The sequence below is a fragment of the Veillonella sp. 27098_8_77 genome (genome assembly GCF_041431535.1).
Taxonomy (GTDB): domain Bacteria; phylum Bacillota; class Negativicutes; order Veillonellales; family Veillonellaceae; genus Veillonella.
Map to the genome: position 1 here is coordinate 85,126 of NZ_JAPVXW010000001.1, position 18,032 is coordinate 103,157.

17 protein-coding genes are annotated in these 18,032 nt (G+C 38.9%); all 17 read left to right on the forward strand.

Going from position 1 to position 18,032, the window contains the following annotated elements; translation table 11 throughout:
• Positions 1-6: 6 nt before the first annotated feature.
• The 17 genes from O3617_RS00380 (at position 7) to O3617_RS00460 (ending at position 18,011) form a co-directional block, all read left to right on the forward strand.
• Positions 7-579 carry a prepilin peptidase gene (locus O3617_RS00380; RefSeq protein WP_371447982.1) on the forward strand — a complete coding sequence of 191 codons (573 nt, stop codon included), beginning with the start codon at positions 7-9 and terminating at the stop codon, positions 577-579.
• Positions 531-995 carry a hypothetical protein gene (locus O3617_RS00385; RefSeq protein ID WP_371447983.1) on the forward strand — a complete coding sequence of 155 codons (465 nt, stop codon included), beginning with the start codon at positions 531-533 and terminating at the stop codon, positions 993-995. The genes O3617_RS00380 and O3617_RS00385 overlap by 49 nt, the downstream gene beginning before the upstream one ends.
• Positions 996-997: 2 nt before the next feature.
• Entirely contained in the window at positions 998-1,423 is a 426-nt protein-coding gene (locus tag O3617_RS00390; protein ID WP_371447984.1) for a hypothetical protein, read from the forward strand.
• Positions 1,424-1,520: 97 nt separating this feature from the next.
• Entirely contained in the window at positions 1,521-1,970 is a 450-nt protein-coding gene (locus tag O3617_RS00395; protein ID WP_371447986.1) for a hypothetical protein, read from the forward strand.
• Between the two features lie 40 nt (positions 1,971-2,010).
• On the forward strand, positions 2,011-2,358 hold the full coding sequence (locus O3617_RS00400; RefSeq protein ID WP_371447987.1) for a hypothetical protein: 348 nt from the start codon (positions 2,011-2,013) through the stop codon (positions 2,356-2,358).
• A 13-nt stretch (positions 2,359-2,371) separates the two neighbouring features.
• Entirely contained in the window at positions 2,372-3,226 is an 855-nt protein-coding gene (locus O3617_RS00405; RefSeq protein WP_371447989.1) for a hypothetical protein, read from the forward strand.
• The gene (locus tag O3617_RS00410) at positions 3,210-3,782 is read left to right on the forward strand and encodes a hypothetical protein (RefSeq protein WP_371447990.1); all 573 of its coding nucleotides are present in this window, start codon (positions 3,210-3,212) and stop codon (positions 3,780-3,782) included. The genes O3617_RS00405 and O3617_RS00410 overlap by 17 nt, the downstream gene beginning before the upstream one ends.
• Positions 3,783-4,300: 518 nt before the next feature.
• A complete protein-coding gene (locus O3617_RS00415; protein ID WP_371447992.1) occupies positions 4,301-4,999 on the forward strand; it encodes a shikimate kinase in 699 nt (232 codons plus the stop codon).
• Positions 4,956-5,870, forward strand: a complete 915-nt coding sequence (locus O3617_RS00420; protein WP_371448283.1) for an ATP-dependent 6-phosphofructokinase — start codon at positions 4,956-4,958, stop codon at positions 5,868-5,870. Before O3617_RS00415 ends, O3617_RS00420 begins: the two co-directional genes overlap by 44 nt.
• 92 nt (positions 5,871-5,962) lie before the next feature.
• Complete coding sequence (locus tag O3617_RS00425; protein WP_371447993.1) at positions 5,963-7,045, forward strand: efflux RND transporter periplasmic adaptor subunit; 1,083 nt, start codon at positions 5,963-5,965, stop codon at positions 7,043-7,045.
• 13 nt (positions 7,046-7,058) lie between these two features.
• Positions 7,059-7,781, forward strand: a complete 723-nt coding sequence (locus O3617_RS00430) for an ABC transporter ATP-binding protein (protein WP_371447995.1) — start codon at positions 7,059-7,061, stop codon at positions 7,779-7,781.
• Positions 7,774-8,985, forward strand: coding sequence for an ABC transporter permease (locus O3617_RS00435; protein ID WP_371447997.1), 1,212 nt, complete (start codon positions 7,774-7,776; stop codon positions 8,983-8,985). The genes O3617_RS00430 and O3617_RS00435 overlap by 8 nt, the downstream gene beginning before the upstream one ends.
• 128 nt (positions 8,986-9,113) lie before the next feature.
• On the forward strand, positions 9,114-9,578 hold the full coding sequence (locus O3617_RS00440; protein WP_371447998.1) for a PaaI family thioesterase: 465 nt from the start codon (positions 9,114-9,116) through the stop codon (positions 9,576-9,578).
• A 36-nt stretch (positions 9,579-9,614) separates the two neighbouring features.
• Positions 9,615-10,637, forward strand: a complete 1,023-nt coding sequence (gene pheS, locus O3617_RS00445) for a phenylalanine--tRNA ligase subunit alpha (protein WP_371448000.1) — start codon at positions 9,615-9,617, stop codon at positions 10,635-10,637.
• Between the two features lie 9 nt (positions 10,638-10,646).
• On the forward strand, positions 10,647-13,091 hold the full coding sequence (gene pheT, locus O3617_RS00450) for a phenylalanine--tRNA ligase subunit beta (RefSeq protein ID WP_371448002.1): 2,445 nt from the start codon (positions 10,647-10,649) through the stop codon (positions 13,089-13,091).
• A 79-nt stretch (positions 13,092-13,170) separates the two neighbouring features.
• Positions 13,171-15,618, forward strand: coding sequence for a DUF3656 domain-containing protein (locus O3617_RS00455; protein ID WP_371448004.1), 2,448 nt, complete (start codon positions 13,171-13,173; stop codon positions 15,616-15,618).
• Positions 15,619-15,632: 14 nt separating this feature from the next.
• Complete coding sequence (locus O3617_RS00460) at positions 15,633-18,011, forward strand: endonuclease MutS2 (protein ID WP_371448006.1); 2,379 nt, start codon at positions 15,633-15,635, stop codon at positions 18,009-18,011.
• Positions 18,012-18,032: the final 21 nt, after the last annotated feature.

Genomic DNA, 18,032 nt, shown 5'->3' on the forward strand with positions numbered 1-18,032 from the left:
ACTGTTATGAAAGGGAAAAAGGTATATATTTGTCTATGTATATGGATTTTGGCCATCGTGATCCCATTACTATATAGGGATTACACACTATTTGAAATTATATGTTATAGCTTCTTTTCACTATTTCTCGTAATAGGTGCTACCATTGATAAGCTATATTACATATTACCCGACGAAGGTGCTATTGCACTTACGATTATAGGTATCCTCTATAGCATGGTTGAACAGTATGCAGTCCTCGACACCTGTGTACATGTTGCGATTGTTGCTTGTATTAGTGTGACATTGCGCATGCTAAGTAAAGGAGGCTTTGGTTGGGGCGATATTAAATGGATTTGTGCCATATCCATATGGTTTTCGAGCATACAAATTATTGTTATGATTTACGTTTCTTGTTTAGCTAGTGCCCTCTATCTCGCCAGCTTATATAGTATGCGTTATACGTGTAGACGATATATTCCTTTTGGCCCTTTCTTGTGTATTGGTGCATGGAATGCTTTACATTTTGCTAATGAGTGGGAGGCGTTATATTGGTCGGTAATAAAATACATGCACATTACTGTAATGGCTCTATATTAGTAGAATGGCTTGTGGGGATTACTATTTTTCTATCCTTGGTTAGCATAGGCGTCAGTAGCATTGTTATGATACCTTCGCGCCATGAGTTAAATCGAAGCACAGAAGAGGTAGTGCTCGCTATTAAGAAGGTTCAACTATGGGCTATGTTAGGTCATAGAGATAATCGAATGGCACAAGGTGAATTTATTTTAAAGAAACATTCATATTCAATACAAGAAGGACTCATGTCACATCATGTAGAAATGGAGTTACCTGCACATATAGAAAGTAGGCATACAATGAAGCGCGTTTATTTTTCTGCCTATGGATTGCCCTATGATGGAACGGAATTTATTTTACAAGATACACAAACAGGTGCGACTAATCGCATATGGATATCTGTGCAAACAGGGCGTGTTCGATGGGAATCATTGTAATCATGAAACGGATACAAATTAGAGAATATGCTAATACAAAAAGTAGGTTACTCATAGACCAATATGGATTTTTATATGGTGATGCCCTCATGGCGGTGACCTTAATATTATTCATATTACCAACCATTCTATATATATTGAGTGGTACCTTATCGATTGTGCAGTCCTCGTATATTGATGACTATATATTGCAAGATACAGTTTCTTACATAGAGGCTGGTAAAGCGACATATGATTCTGGAGGGATGCCAACAACCGGAAATATCTCATCATTGAGCAGACATCATTTGTCTACAATAACATTTAAACAACGTGTTATAGAAGAAGAGATCAATGGAGTATCAATACTAAGATACATAGTACAAGCTGTTGATAATGGAGATACGATTTATGAATTATCTACGTTTCTTGGCCCACCCCATCATTGATCATAGAATAGCATCAATCAATGGATTCATATTACCGTCTCTACTTATTAGTGTCCTCATTAGTTCCTTCGTTATTATCCTGGTCATGACTATATGTATGACTTGTTGTATATGGACTGAAAGAATCGACGATAGCATAGCAATGCAAGAGGATGGTCGTTATACAAGGCGAGCTATTGTAGCTCATATAATCTGGAATACCTCAAAAGTATCCGTTGGTGATGAAGGTCATTTGTTATCTATTAATGATACGAGTCGTACAGCTTTTGTAGCTACTAGAAGGGCTTTGTATAGAAAATTAAGTGATGGTAGCTTACAACCATTGAGTGGAAGCCGTATTATTGGTACCGAGGATAAGCGTAGGCTAGATGCGATTACACCATTTTCTATGGATGCTAATAAGTTACTTAGCCTTAGTTGGTCTGTGAATAATCGCTTTAATGCGACTACAGCATATGCAAAAGGATATGGAGGAATTGCAAATTATGAGGTGTCTACAGCGGTATCAACATATTCTGAGTGGTATAAAAAACCGAAGAGTCTCTAAGTATTCCTCTGGTATGGTTACGTATGTCACCATATATATTATGTGTATTTTATTAGTACTTATATTAGGAATTAACCGGCTGGCTACGTTTTCGCTAAGCAATACAAAGGATGAAATGAAACTTATGGAAGCTCATTATGCGGCAGAACGTGGTGCTCGATGGTTTTATACCTATTGCAATGGAGGAAATCATTGGGATTATACAGACGATATTGATGTAGAAACATATGACAATGTTCATATATATATTAAAGCAGATCCAAAGAACACCAATCCAAAACATGTAATGAGTTGTGCTGACTTGAATGGTGTCTCAAGTCGTGTGCACATATACATAAGGGAAAAAGAAGATCATACATTAGAAATTGTGAGTATAAAACCGCATTAAGGAGAAGGGTATTATGAAAGAAAAAAAGCAGATACATACAGGTTTATGCATTACTGAGGATAGAATCGTTGGTACTACGGCACACATTGAAAACAAGACGATGATTATTACCGATGCAATGGAGATGAAACGCTCTAGTACAATTGATGAAGATATAGCAGAGTTTATCAATACCTATGATTTAGAAGAAGGGGCTTATAGTATCGTTGCCTGTATTCCTACAGAAATGACGATGGCTAGCTTTGATCCTCATGATTTTGATGTGAAGGAATTCATAAAGTGGAATATAGAAGATACGTTTAATTTTGGAGAACACGAATTTGAGTTGGATGCATGCCGAAGAGAATACCCTCGTCATACGTATTATTTATTTTTAGCTGCCGTAGATCGACATGAACTTGAATTGCTTCGGCAAGGAATACGAGATACGTGTGCACCTGTACATACTATCGATTGCTGGCCACTTCCTGTCACTTATGGATTGATGCATAGGACAGGAACTATTACGGGCATTGTAGAGCCAACTGGTATGCATTTATGGGCTTGGTGGAAAGATACATGTGTTAAGGAATGTGTCGTAAAGGTAAATGGAGCCGATATCAGCTCTGCCTTAATTGATTTAGAAGAGGTGTTGCAACGATTCGGTGTAGAAGAAATACGAGGTATTCATTTCTATAATATTGAAGGATTAAACGAAGAACAGCGTATCGATATTAGTGCATTGCAGGAAGTATACGGAAATACCGAGTATATACCGATGATGTTTCTTGGACGTGGTCGCACACGATGTAAATTAGGGGAATTAGATTGGGATATGGCGATAGGTATGGCTGCGCGGGGGTTACAGTGGATTGGACAAGGATGGTAATGATAGATTACTAAATTTTATGCCTCGTTCGTTACGGTGGTATATTTTACTATGCAACTATAAGTTATACATATATATCGGTGCTGGTATGATTGCCTTACTCAGTGCTTTCTGTCTTGGTTTAGCTGTTTATTCCTATAAAGCCTATGGTGAACAAGTAATAACGTATGAACAAGTACATGCAGATGAAAAATCAGTAGCTATACATCAACAGTATGACGATGTTCAAGAAAAAATATCGCAACTATTGCAACAACATAAAGAATTTAATGAGCAATCAACGCTAGTTATATTGTTAGATGGTGCGATGGCGTCACAAGGAAATATCTTATTACGACATATAGAATTTTCTGATGGAAGTTTTACTATTGATGGTAATGCTACCAATGAAGATGTATATCATTCATATATTCAATATATTCAATCTCATATGAGAGAGGTAACATGTGATGGCAAACAACAAGTGGAAAAAGAGTCAGGAACTTGTTCATTCCATTTGGACGGACATACAAAACAGCATGCCTCCAAATCTAAAGAAGGTAATCCTGTCTTGTAGTATAAGTATAATCATTGGGTTATCTTCATTCTGGATATATGAATACTATACAGAACAATGTGAAGTATTACGGAATAAAATTGAATACTATCAGATGGAGACAATCGTACAACAGCAATTTTTATCATCCCCTACATATGAGTTAATATCATCATTACTAATTCATGAATATTGGGAAGATGATATGTATCAAAGTATCAATAGAGAACCACTCGTTATAGTGAGCAGCTCTCGAAGCGATGATGGTATAGATATGACAGTAGTAGGGACAAGTCAGTCCTTTCTATCTTGGTATAATACAGTGCAACAGCACCTATCATATTGTGATGTACATATTATATCTGTGGAAACGAAGGGAAATAGTATATCCTTTAGGTGCAAGGTTACACCTTTAACGACTTAAAATAATGAACATACAATATTGGGTAATAATTCTCAATATTGTATGTTCATTTTTGTTTTTATGTCAATTTTATAGTAAAATAAATTTTAACGTAAGAATAAGGGGCAATTGTAACATGATAGTAAAACGAAATATTATTCTCATTGGGTCCATGGGAAGTGGGAAAAGCCATTTTGGCCGTAATCTAGCAGATTTAAAGGGATGGCAATTTGTGGATACCGATCGAGTGTTAGAAGGTCGTTATGGGTTGCCCATTGCAGAAATTTATAAAAAAATAGGCGAGAAAGCATTTCGACGTGCTGAACAAGAGGTTCTTAAAAAGGTTTCATTGTATCATGAAGCCGTTATTAGTGTGGGAGGAAATTTTCCTATAGAACATAGAACACTTAGATCGCTTAAGAAATTTTCTTTTATCATAGGTATACGGGCAGCGCAATATCGTATTGTTAGTCGTGTTAATCGTCGTGTAGGCAAACGACCAACAATGGACTATTCAAATGTTTCAGCCTTTGTCCATACTATGATTCAAGCATGGAAACCTGTGTATAGACAGTGTGATTATGTATTGGATACGACAAATGGACGTACCTATGATTTTATGAAAGCAATTGAGCGCCAACTTGATACATTAGGTATTCAATTTAAGGCGCGAAGACAACCCAGACAAACTGAAATAGTGTCTAAAAACATACAAGCTGAGACAAAGCAGCAGAAGGAACGTAGACATGAAAAAAATAGCATTACTAACAAGCGGTGGAGACGCACCAGGGATGAACGCAGCCATTCGGGCCATCACAAGAAAGGCAATTCATGAAGGGTTTAGCGTGTATGGTATAGAACGTGGTTTTGAAGGTATTATTAATAATGAGATAAACCCTTTGCATGCTCGTAATGTAGGGGGAATCATTACCACTGGTGGTACCATTCTTAGAACTGCACGCTATCCAGAGTTTAAGAATTTAGATGTACAACAACGGGCTTATCAAATACTACAAGACTTTAGTATAGACCATTTAATCGTTATTGGTGGCGATGGCTCACAAGCTGGCGCAGAGGCTTTGATGCGGCTAGGTCAATCTACGATAACCATTCCTTGTACTATAGATAACGATATGAATGGTACTCAATATACGATTGGTTTTGATACTGCTCTTAACACTGTAGTTGATGCGGTAGGGCGTATTCGAGATACATCGAACTCTCATGAACGAGTGGCTATAATCGAAGTCATGGGGCGTCATGCAGGACACATTGCATTACAAGCTGGGTTGGCGAGTGGTGCAGAGCTTGTATTAATACCTGAATACCCAATGCCATTAGATGAGGTATGTGAACATATTAATAAGACGCATCAGTTAGGTAAAGAATATAGTATTATACTCGTTGCTGAAGGGGCCTACTCTAGTAGTGAGGTTAAAGAGTATATTAAACAACATACATACTTTGATCCAAGTTTAACAGTTCTTGGATATTTACAACGCGGCGGTGCACCATCCGCATTAGATGCTATTTTAGCAGCGCGTATGAGTGAATTGGCAGTGGATTGTTTGTTACGTGGTGAACACAATTGTATCACTGCATATATTGATGGACATATTCGGTCTATATCCTATGAAATGGCTAAAACAATGAAGTTTGGCATTGATAAAAGTCAGTATGAATTAATCTCTATATTGAGTCATTAATATGTGATTGTAAAATTATATTGTATAAACGATAATTTTTTAGTACAATGTAATGCATGAAAATGGAATGACTCATTTATTAAGGAGTATATATGAAAGAATTATTTCAGAAGCACCGTAAACGTATTATCGGTGGTATTATTGCCATCTGTTTATTAGGTGGTGGTGGCTATTATTATGTTCATACAAATGATAGTGCACAAACTCAACAAAAATATACAACTGGAAGGGTTGAAAAGGGCGATGTAAAAACTAGTATTAGTGCTACAGGTACCATTAATCCTGTTAATTATGTCGATGTGTCTACAAACGTGGCTGGTAAACTTGAAAAAGTATTGGTCAAAGAAAATGATCATGTTACGCAAGGTCAAGTGATTGCCTATATTGATACACGACAATTGCAAGCACAGGTCGATAATGCAAAGGCTGCTTTGGATAAAGCGCGTTTAGATATGAATCGCTATAAAGCGCTAATCGACCAAAATGCTGTAGCAGCGCAAACTTATGATGATGCTGTGACCGCATATGAACAAGCTCAGTCAAACTATGATAGAGTATCTGCTGATTTAAGTGATGCTACTATTACTGCTCCTATGTCCGGTACCGTAGTAGGGACACCTCTTAAGGCAGGCCAAACGATTAGTACAGGTATTTCTACACAAATGATTATTGCGACCATTGCAGATTTATCTGATTTAGAAATTTATTTGACAGTTGATGAAACTGATATTGGTAATGTAAAAAATGGATCTAAGGTAGAATTTACTGTTGACTCTAAACCAGGTCAAACTTTCACAGGCTATGTTTCTGAAATTGCAAAGGGTACTAAAGGAAATATGGGTGTTACAAGTAATAGCGTAGTGTACTATACTGTGAAAGTATCAATTCCAGCTGATATTTCCACGAATTTCTTGCCATCTATGACCGCACGTGCCACAATCTTTGGCGATGATATTAAGAATACCCTTGTTGTACCATTAACAGCGGTACGTACTGATAAACAAGGTGAATATGTATATGTCATCAAAAATGGTCAACCTGTTAGAACTGCTGTATCTACAGGTGTAACTGGTGATACAAATGTTCAAATCTTAAGCGGTGTTTCCGAAGGTGATGAAATTATTGTTAGTGGTGATGTAACGAGCCCTAAGAATAACTCTCGTGGACCATTTTAAGCGTAGGTGAACTATGAATCAGTCAGTTATTGATATTCAAGGTATTACAAAGACCTATGTAAATGGTAAATTAACAGTTCCCGTTCTACATGGCATAGATTTACAGGTACAAAAAGGCGATTTCGTGTCTATCATGGGCCCTTCTGGTTCTGGTAAGTCTACCTTTATGAACATTTTAGGTTGCTTAGATAGACCTACATCTGGATCCTATTGCTTGAATGGAAATGAAGTTGCTAATCTCAGTGATGATGAGTTAGCATATGTACGTAATAAAGAAATCGGCTTTGTGTTTCAAAGCTTTAATTTATTAACGAAACTAACGGCTATTGAAAATGTGGCGTTGCCCATGGTGTATGCAGGCATCGATAAAAAAACACGTACTGCTCGTGCAGAGGCTTTGCTTACTTCTGTAGGCTTGGGTGATCGTATGGATCACTTACCGGCAGAATTATCCGGTGGTCAACGTCAACGTGTGGCGATTGCTCGTGCATTGGCCAATGACCCTGCTATCATCATGGCCGATGAACCGACAGGGAATTTGGATTCGAAATCGACTATAGATGTTATGAATATCTTTAGAGGCCTCTATGACGAAGGCCGTACCATAATTCTTGTTACTCATGAACCTGAAATTGCAACCTATGCAAGTCGAAACGTTGTATTGCGTGATGGATTAATTGTGGAGGATAAGAAAAACTTAAATATGACTCCTGTTCAGGAGGTGACACATGTATAAAGAAAGTTTCTTAATGGCCTGGGCATCGTTGATTGCCAATAAAATGAGATCTATTTTAACGATGCTAGGTATTATTATTGGTGTAGCTGCTGTTATTGCCCTTGTGTCAATCGGTAATGGTGTTAAACAAGATATTCAGAATTCCATTTCTAGTTTAGGTTCTAATCTATTGATGGTTATGCCTGGTGCTCCACGCACACCGGGTGTGCGTCCATCACAGGGATCTATGAAATCTTTGAAGGTCTCTGATTATCAAGCTATTAGCAAATTAGATGGCGTCAAGGCAGCAAGTCCATATACAGCCAATTCTTATGTAACTATATACCAAAGTAAGAACTGGACTACTACTGTTAGTGGCGTAAGTAGTAACTTTCAAGATGTAAATAATTGGACCATGGCTGAAGGTCGATTTATATCTAGTAAAAATGTAGAAAATCGTGAGCGTGTAGCTGTTGTGGGACAAACTGTAGTTAAGAACTTATTTGCTGGTGAGGACCCAGTGGGTAAGGAAATTCGTGTTAAAAACATTCCGTTCCGCGTTATTGGCGTTCTTAACAGTAAAGGGAATGGTACTATGGGGAATGACCAAGATGATGCTATCTTTATCCCTTATACTACTGCTATGGAGCGGGTAGAAGGTGTTGATTACCTGCGCATGGTCTACGTTGTTGCTAGTGATGATAACGGTATTGATCGTTTGCAATCGGATATAGAAAATCTGTTGCGTGTTCGTCATAGCATTAAGGATACAAATCTCGATGATTTCAATATTCAAAATATGAAATCAATTATGGAAACAATGGAGCAAACGACAGGAACCTTGACCTTGTTCTTAGGTGCTGTGGCAGCTATTTCTCTTGTTGTAGGCGGTATTGGGATTATGAATATCATGCTCGTTTCCGTTACCGAACGGACTCGTGAAATTGGTATTCGTAAGGCTTTAGGTGCTACATATTTTGTCATTGTTACACAATTCTTAATCGAAGCTGTCGTAATCAGTCTCATGGGTGGGCTCATAGGCATTGCTCTTGGTATAGGCGCATCAAAGCTGATAGGCTTGGCATCTGGTATGAGTACGGTAATTTCGGTTCCGACTATCGTGTTATCCTTTGCATTCTCCATGGCTATCGGTTTGGTATTCGGTATCTATCCAGCTCGAAAAGCGGCTAAATTGAATCCGATTGATGCACTACATTATGAATAGTATTTATAGATGCGGATATTTTGGAGATATCACATTTCCATAATGTAATAGACGTATTCGCATATAGTGCGTTGCATGATACAATTAAGTATGATGTAACGCACTATTTTTAATTTAGTGAGGAAATTATGGCAACAACATTATTGGAATATTTTAATGAATTACGTACACAGAATCCTTTTTCCTGGGTAAAAGATTCTGAGGTGACAACTGTAGAACCGGGGCATGCAGAAATGACATTGCAAACAAATGAAACAGAGTACTGCAATTTTAGAGGACACTTGCATGGTGCTGTTTGTATTGGTTTTGCAGATAGCTTGATGGGAACGGCATGCTTTACACTAGGGAAATCGGTGAGTACCATTGATATTAATGGTAATTATTTGAAAGCCGTCAAAGGCGGCACAGTATTGCGTGGTGTAGCGAATGTAGAGCACAGTGGTAAAACTACGATGGTAGCCACTGCGCGTATTTATAATGAGTTAGGTGAAGTGGTACATATAGCAAGAGGCACGTTTTTTGTGGTAGAAGAGCGTCCTTTACCGGATTTACCTTGGAGATTCGTTGAAGAAGATGACCCAAATTTGATATAATGAAATTTGAACTTTGTAATTTAGGAGGACGGTTGTATGGAACAAGAATTACAACGCATTAAAGAAGAAGCGTTATCTGCTATTAAAAGCGCTTCTGATGAACAAGCGTTGCAAGACGTACGCGTAAAATATTTAGGTAAAAAAGGTGAAGTAACGGCATTGCTAAAAGGGTTAGGTAAACTTTCCCCAGAGGAACGCCCTAAGATGGGTGCTCTTGTCAATGCAGTTCGTCAAGCATTAGAAGCAGAAATCGATACATTGAAAACGTCTATGGAAGTTGCGGCAATGAACGCTCGATTGGAAGAAGAAAAAATTGATATTACTCTACCTGGTAGAGCGCCAAAAGCTGGTCATATTCATCCGTTGACAACAGTAAATGAAATGATTGAAGACTTCTTCATGAAAATGGGCTATACCGTTGAAGAAGGTCCTGAAATTGAACAAGACCACTTTAACTTTGAGTGTCTTAATTTACCAAAAGATCATCCAGCACGCGATATGCAAGACTCTTTCTATATTACAGAAAATTTCTTGCTTAGAACTCATACATCTCCTGTACAAGCACGTACCATGCAACGTCATGAGCCGAACAGTCCGATTCGCATGATTGCGCCTGGTAAGGTATATCGCTGGGATTATGATGCTACGCATTCCCCAGTATTCCATCAAGTAGAAGGCTTGATTATTGATGAACATATTACATTCGCTGATTTGAAAGGAACTATCGAAACATTTCTACGTCATATGTTTGGCGATGACACAAAGGTACGTTTCCGTACAAGCTTCTTCCCATTTACAGAACCATCTGCAGAGGTAGATATTTCCTGTGTAATGTGCGGTGGTGAAGGCTGTCGTGTATGTTCTCATACAGGCTGGCTTGAAATCCTTGGCTGCGGTATGGTACATCCTCGTGTACTTGAACTTAATGGCTATGATCCTAATAAGGTGAAAGGTTTTGCCTTTGGTATGGGCGTAGAACGTATTGCTATGTTGTTATATGGTATTGGCGATTTACGTCTATTCTTTGAAGATGATATCCGTTTCTTGGAACAATTTTAGGAGGTAGAAATGAAAGCAAGCTTACAATGGATGAATGAATATGTACCTCTTGATCTAAATCGTCCTGCCCAAGAATTAGCGGATGAATTAACACAAGCAGGTATTCCTGTAGAAGAAGTACTTTCTATGGATCCAGGTTTGAAAAAAATCTATACTGGTAAAATCGTAGAAATTACAAAACACCCAGATGCAGATAAATTACAAGTATGCCAAGTACAATGCTTATCTGAAGATGGGGAAGAAACTACTAAGCAAATCGTTACCGCTGCTACGAATGTAGCTGTAGGTCAAATCGTACCAGTTGCGTATCATAAATCTCGTTTAGCAGATGGTACAGAAATCAAAAAAGGTAAATTACGTGGTGTTGTATCAGAAGGTATGTTCTGCTCTGTTGCTGAATTCGGTATTTCCAGTGACTTGGTAAGACCGGAAGAAGCACAAGGCATTTATATTTTCCCTGAAGGAACACCAATCGGTTTAGATATTAAAGAAGCACTCATGCTTAACGATATTGTATATGAATTTGAATTGACAGCTAATCGTGCAGACTGCTTCTCTATGGTAGGTTTGTCCCGTGAATTCGGCATCATGACAAATCAAAAGGCTTTATTCCCAGTTATCATGGTGAATGAAAATGGTGAGTCCATCGAAGGTAAAGCATCTGTAGCTATCGAAGCACATGATCTTTGTACGCGATTTACATCCCGTCTTGTTACGAATGTTACCATTGAACCGTCTCCATTGTGGATGCAAAATCGTTTGCGTAACAGCGGCATTCGCCCTATCAATAACGTAGTAGACGTAACAAATTACGTTATGCTCGAATTAGGTCAACCAATGCATGCCTATGATTATGATTGCGTAGCTGACCATACCCTTATTGCACGTCGTGCAAAAGCCGGTGAAACACTTACTACATTAGACGGTAATGAACGTGAACTCAATGAGTCCATGCTTATCATTGCAGATACAAAAGGCCCAATTGGCGTAGCTGGCGTTATGGGCGGTCTTACTAGTGAAGTAACAGATAAGACTACGAACGTCTTGTTCGAAGCTGCTGTATTTAATGGACCATCTATTCGTCGTACATCTAAAGCATTAGGTATGCGCTCTGAAGCATCCGGTCGTTTTGAACGCGGTGTAAACCATAAATATACAGCATATGCTATCGACCGTGCTGCACAATTGTTACAACAAATTTGTCCTTCCTGTAAGGTAAGTGTTGGCGTTATTGATGTATATCCAGAACCAGTAGAACAACGCACTGTAACTTTCACAGCAGAACAAATCAATGACTATCTTGGCACTTCTATTGAAAAAGATAGAATGATTGATATTTTAACGAAGCTTGAATTTGGCATTACTGAATCTGGTGATACCATCGAAGCACTCGTTCCAACATGGCGCGATGATGTCACTGTTATGCCTGATATTGCTGAAGAAGTGGCGCGCATCGTAAGCTATGATAATATTGAACCAACAATTCCTGTGGCTGTATTATCTTCTGGCGGTATGACACCTAAGAAAGCATTAACGAAAGAAGTAACGCATTACTTAGCACATGCAGGTTTAAGCCAAATCATTACATTTAGCTTCATGCACAAAGATGGTCTTACGAATATGATGTTACCAGAAGGTGACAGTCGTTATACGGCAATTCCAATCTTAAACCCTATTTCCGAAGAGTTCCCATATATGAGAACTACGTTGGTACCAGCTGTTATTGAAGCAGCTAAACGCAATATTGCACAACAAAACAAGGATTTGTGGTTGTTTGAAACGGCTAATGTGTATGAACCAAAGGCATTGCCATTAACAGAAGTACCGCATGAACGCCCTATGGCATGTGGTATCATGATGGGCAAGGTTACAGAGGCTGCATGGAATCAAGCGCAACGGGACACTGATTTCTATGATGTAAAAGGCGTAGTTGACGGCTTACTAGCTAAATTAGGATTGACTCAATATGATATTCAACCATCTAGTGAAAGCTATTACCATCCAGGCGTAAGTGCACATTACACAGTCAATGGTGTAACGATTGCTAACTATGGTGAATTACATCCACAAGTGGTTAAAAACTTCGATTTGTCTGGTAAAGTGTATATGTTTGAAATCGATTTGGAAGCTATTTTATCCATTACAGTACCGCCATTTAGATATCAATCATTCAGTAAATTCCCAGGTACAAGTCGTGACTTGGCTATTGTAGCACCAGTATCTGTTACAAGTGGTGAAATTGTAGCACTTATTAAGGAACATGGCGGAGAATACTTAGAATCCGTATCTATCTTCGACGTTTACGAAGGGGAACATATTGAAGCAGGCTATCGTAGCTTAGCTTATAACTTGCAATTTAGATCCATGGAAGGCACATTAAATGATGAAGACATCGATGGTGCAATTCAAGCGATTATTGATGCATTAGCAACTAAAAATTGTAAATTACGATAAATCATCGTAAAAGGGTTTACCTTATGGTAAACCCTTTTATGTCTATCTATCCCCTGTTGTATAATAGAAGGTATAGGTAATGAGTCAGAAAGGATTTATTATGGAATTATTAGCACCAGCGGGTACGATGGAAAATTTTATGGCTGCCTTAGAATCGGGGGCAGATGCTATATATTTAGGGGGCAAGGTCTTTAACGCACGGGCTCATGCAGCCAATTTTGGTATCGATGAATTACGCGAAGCTGTACGGTTAGCACATATTTTAGATGTGTCTATATATGTAACCGTTAATATTTTGATTGGTGATACGGAACTGAAGGACCTTGAACAGTATATTAAGGATTTAGATTCCATTGGTGTAGATGCCATCATCGTACAGGACTTAGCTGTTGCAGAAATCGCGAAACGTGTTGCACCCAATATACATCTTCATGGGAGTACACAAATGACGGCTGCTACACTCGATGCGGTTCGTTTTTATGAAAGTCTAGGATTTACACGCGTTGTTTTGGCTCGTGAATTAAGTCTTAAGGAAATTCAACATATATGCAAACATTGTAAGGCAGAAATTGAAGTATTTGTACATGGTGCATTATGTGTATGCTACTCCGGTCAGTGTTTGATGAGTTCTTTCATCGGTGGACGCAGTGGCAACCGAGGTGCTTGTGCACAACCTTGTCGCTTGCCTTATGAATTATTGGATTCTAAGGGTGAAAGTGTATTACCTAAATATGAAGCCTATTTGCTAAGTCCAAAGGATCTCAATTATAGTGAGCATATGAATGAACTCGTAGCGGCTGGTGTTACATCTTTTAAGGTAGAAGGTCGTATGAAAAAGGTATCCTATGTTCGTCAAGTGATAGGTACTTATAGAGAGATATTGGATGAGGCATCAATTCACGAAAATCAACGTAAAGCACTAGCCTCTGGATTTAATCGTGGATTTTCCACAGCCTATTTAGAAGATACGGTAGGTCGACAAATGATGACCGTAGTGGCGCCAAATCACCAGGGTAAGCCAATCGGCGAATCGTATACGAAAAAAGGGGAAGTTTACTTATCCTTAACAGAACCTATTGAACAAGGTTCATTAGTTAAAATATTACAATCTAATGGCAGTGTTACCTATTATACGGTAGATGATGAATGGACATGTGTATCCGATATGCTGTATAAAGGGCGACCCGCAGAGGGCTTAGTAGTAGGTCAATTATATTTAGCATCTACACCAAAGAATACAAAGTCACGAGGCTTACAAGAGTTTACCCGTAAATATGATATGTCTGTATATCTCAGTGTTGGTTCTAATGGTGAAACAAATGATACTGAATTAACTGCCATCCTAGACTCTGGTCTTAGTGTGACTGTTACAAATGAGTATGTGCCAGCGATTGCTAATAAAGTGCCCACATCGTTAGAGAAGGTAACAGAACAGTTAGGTCGATTGGGTAATACGTTATTTAGGCTTTCTTATGTAGATATTCCTGATGGCCCTTATATGTGGCCTGCTAGCGTTCTTAATGCACTACGTCGTGATGCCGTAACTGCATTAGAAACAGCGTTAATTACACATCATGTAGAATCATGGCAAGCATTGCAAGTAACAGGCGATGTAGATTATGATTTCAAGGCGCAACACGAGTTATCCTATGATACTTGTCCTATGATTTCAGCTCGTGTCGATGAAATAGAAGGTGTGAAAGCAGCAATTTCTGGTGGAGCACAGAAAATCGTTTTTGGTGGTGATAGACTGAGTCGTACACCATATGCGTTATCTATATATGATGAGGTGGCCCGTTTATGTGCTCAATCTGATGTGATTTGCACCTTTGCTACACCGCGAGTTGTGAAAGATGATGAAGTAGAAGCATATAAACATACATTAGAGGCAATCGTACAGGCTCATCCAGATAGTATTTCTATTCACGTGCCACAAGCATTATTATGGCTCCGTGAATTAGGATATACAGGTGCCATTGAGGCTGATACAGGTCTTAATATTTTCAATACACCTACATTGCATTTCTGGGAACAGTTACATATAAGTTGTGTAAATCCATCGCAAGAGTTGACCTTAAAACAAATTACGGAACTAGCTAAACATAGTCACGTTCCTATTGAGACGATGATACATGGCTATACGGAAATGATGATTTCCGAATATTGTGCTATTGCAAGTTTTGTTGGCACAGGTAGTAAAGTAAATTGTCCGATGCCATGTGTTAAGGAATCGTATTCGTTAAAGGATAGAAAAGGTGAAATATTCCCAATTCGTACGGATCCATACTGTCGTATGCACATCATGAATAGTCATGAAATGGATATGCGTGCTTATGTACCTATGTTATTACAAAAAGGAATTTCCATATTGCGCGTAGATGGTCGTCATATGGAGCCAAGTTATGTAAAAGCCATAGTATCCCAATATGTCGGTATAGCAAAGGGTACGATGGAGGCCCCACCTAAGAAAATAGATTCTCAAGGCGAATCTATTACGCGGGGACATTATTTTAGAGGTATTTTATAGAACGAGGTAGTACATTGTTTAATGAAGATGTATTAGATTTTATAAAAATTAAAGAAGAGTTGGCTAGTCATTGTAGCTCTATTATTGCTAAAGAAATGGCTTTAGCATTGGAACCCATGACGAATCGAGAAAAGATTCAAGAGGCTTTAGATGAAACAGCAGAAGCGCTGCGCTCTTGGCAAACAGAAATTGAGCAACCGTTAGGCGGCACGCGGGATATACGCGAAGCTTGTAAAAAGAGTCGCAAGGATTTTGTACTTTCACGAGAAGCCATATGGGATGTCTATATAACCATAGGCGCCTATAAGCGTATGGTGAAGTTCTTTAGAGCGAAATATATGGAATATCCATTGTTGTCCTTATGGATGCAAGACATGCCGAACATGGATCGTGTAGAACAACGATTAAAACGCGTATTTGATGAAAAAGGGGAATTGCTCGATACAGCATCTCCTAAATTAGCGAGCTTGCGGAATACGATTAGTAAGACTCGTGACCGTATTAAACACGATATTCAAGCTATATTGCATGACAAGGATAATCAGAAATATTTCCAAGAAACGATTATTACGCAACGTAACAATCGGTATGTAATTCCTGTTAAGCAAGAGTATCGCCAATATTTTGATGGTTTGATTCACGATCGTTCTGCAACAGGTCAAACATTATATATTGAACCAATGCGACTTGTAGAACTAAACAATGATTTGCAAGAAGCTTTGATAGGCGAGGAACAAGAGGTTCTACGCATTTATAAGGAACTTTCAGGCCTTATCAAACAACATAGTAACGTTTTGATGGATGCTTGTGAAAAGGTATCCCATATTGAATTTGTCTATGGTAAAGCAAAACTTGGTATGGCTCAAAAGGCAGTGCAAGCTACATTGAGCGAAGGGCGTGACGTCAATTTAATGCGTGCTCGCCATCCGTTGATTCCTGCTAATACGGTGGTGCCAACGGATATTCGCTTGGGGACGGATTATCGGATTCTATTGATTACGGGCTCCAATACGGGTGGTAAAACGGTGTCCTTAAAAACACTTGGTTTATTATCCCTTATGAACCAAAGTGGTTTATTTATCCCTGCTGACCACGGCTCTATATTGCCGATTTTTTACAACATTTTTGCAGATATTGGGGATGAACAAAGCATTGAAGCCAGCTTGAGTACATTCTCTGCACATATGACACAAGTGATTTCTATTATTAAATATTGTGGTCCCAATGATCTTGTATTACTCGATGAACTCGGCTCCGGTACGGATCCAGAAGAAGGTAGCGCCTTAGCTGTATCTATACTTGAATCCTTCCGTCAAAAAGGAACGCTCATGATGGTCAGTACTCACTATAATGAGTTAAAGAACTACGCGTACCATACGGCAGGTATCGAGAATGGTCACGTTGAATTTGATGAGCGTACCTTAAAGCCAACCTATCGATTACATATTGGCGTAGCTGGTAGTAGTCATGCATTGAGCATTGCGGCGCGTTTGGGGTTACCAAAGGACATCGTCAATCGCGCTCGTGATTACAAATCCAAGTTTGGTAGTAGTGAAATGGAAAATGTTTTATCTGATTTGAACGAACAATTACGTAAATCATCGGAACGCGAACGGGCGCTCAAAAAAGAATTAGATGAAACACGTCGTATGCGCGGTCAATTGGAAAGAGAAAAGAAACAGTTTAATGAAAAGCGCAAACAGATGTTAGCGAAGGCACAGGCCGATGCGGAATCGATGAAACGCAGTCTCCGCGTAGAAGGGGAAGCTATCATTAAACAATTAAAAGCTCAATTCTCTGAAACGAATAAGGATAAGCGTCAATCCGCCATCAATGCAGCCCGTAAAGGTATATCCAATGTCCACGTACCAGATGCCCCTATAGATGATAATCGTAAAGAGTTGACTATAGATGCCGTTGCTATTGGTCAAGTTGTATATGTTACGTCATTGCGTTCACTTGGTACGGTTTTATCCATTAAAGGTAATCGCGTGACAGTAGATATCAATGGTTTATCTGCTACTGTGAAAGTAAGTGAATTACAATCTACTACGAGAGAAGAGTCCAATAAGATTCAACGCGATAGTCTTAAGGCGCAACCTAAAACACGTAAGAGAGCAGGGGGCTCTGCCGTGCAACGTCAAAAAGAGGTACGTACAGAGATTAATATTCTCGGTCAAACCGTAGATGAAGCAGTAGTCTCCGTAGGACGATTTATTGATCAAGCCCTATTAGGCGGCATCAACCAAGTTCGTATCATTCATGGTAAAGGAACTGGTGCATTGCGCGAAGGCGTGCATCAGTATTTACGAACCTTGCCACAAGTAGCACATTTTGAAACTGCTGGCTATGATGAAGGTGGTGCAGGTGCTACAAATGTAGTGTTAAAATAACATACTATTTTTAAGATAGTG

What these genes read in the sequence shown, in the direction of transcription:
- O3617_RS00380 (WP_371447982.1), top strand. Translation starts at nt 7, where the DNA reads ATGAAAGGGAAAAAGGTATATATTTGTCTATGTATATGGATTTTGGCC.
- O3617_RS00390 (WP_371447984.1), top strand. Translation starts at nt 998, where the DNA reads ATGAAACGGATACAAATTAGAGAATATGCTAATACAAAAAGTAGGTTA.
- O3617_RS00395 (WP_371447986.1), top strand. Translation starts at nt 1,521, where the DNA reads ATGACTTGTTGTATATGGACTGAAAGAATCGACGATAGCATAGCAATG.
- O3617_RS00400 (WP_371447987.1), top strand. Translation starts at nt 2,011, where the DNA reads ATGTGTATTTTATTAGTACTTATATTAGGAATTAACCGGCTGGCTACG.
- O3617_RS00405 (WP_371447989.1), top strand. Translation starts at nt 2,372, where the DNA reads ATGAAAGAAAAAAAGCAGATACATACAGGTTTATGCATTACTGAGGAT.
- O3617_RS00415 (WP_371447992.1), top strand. Translation starts at nt 4,301, where the DNA reads ATGATAGTAAAACGAAATATTATTCTCATTGGGTCCATGGGAAGTGGG.
- O3617_RS00420 (WP_371448283.1), top strand. Translation starts at nt 4,956, where the DNA reads ATGAACGCAGCCATTCGGGCCATCACAAGAAAGGCAATTCATGAAGGG.
- O3617_RS00425 (WP_371447993.1), top strand. Translation starts at nt 5,963, where the DNA reads ATGAAAGAATTATTTCAGAAGCACCGTAAACGTATTATCGGTGGTATT.
- O3617_RS00430 (WP_371447995.1), top strand. Translation starts at nt 7,059, where the DNA reads ATGAATCAGTCAGTTATTGATATTCAAGGTATTACAAAGACCTATGTA.
- O3617_RS00435 (WP_371447997.1), top strand. Translation starts at nt 7,774, where the DNA reads ATGTATAAAGAAAGTTTCTTAATGGCCTGGGCATCGTTGATTGCCAAT.
- O3617_RS00440 (WP_371447998.1), top strand. Translation starts at nt 9,114, where the DNA reads ATGGCAACAACATTATTGGAATATTTTAATGAATTACGTACACAGAAT.
- pheS (WP_371448000.1), top strand. Translation starts at nt 9,615, where the DNA reads ATGGAACAAGAATTACAACGCATTAAAGAAGAAGCGTTATCTGCTATT.
- pheT (WP_371448002.1), top strand. Translation starts at nt 10,647, where the DNA reads ATGAAAGCAAGCTTACAATGGATGAATGAATATGTACCTCTTGATCTA.
- O3617_RS00455 (WP_371448004.1), top strand. Translation starts at nt 13,171, where the DNA reads ATGAGTCAGAAAGGATTTATTATGGAATTATTAGCACCAGCGGGTACG.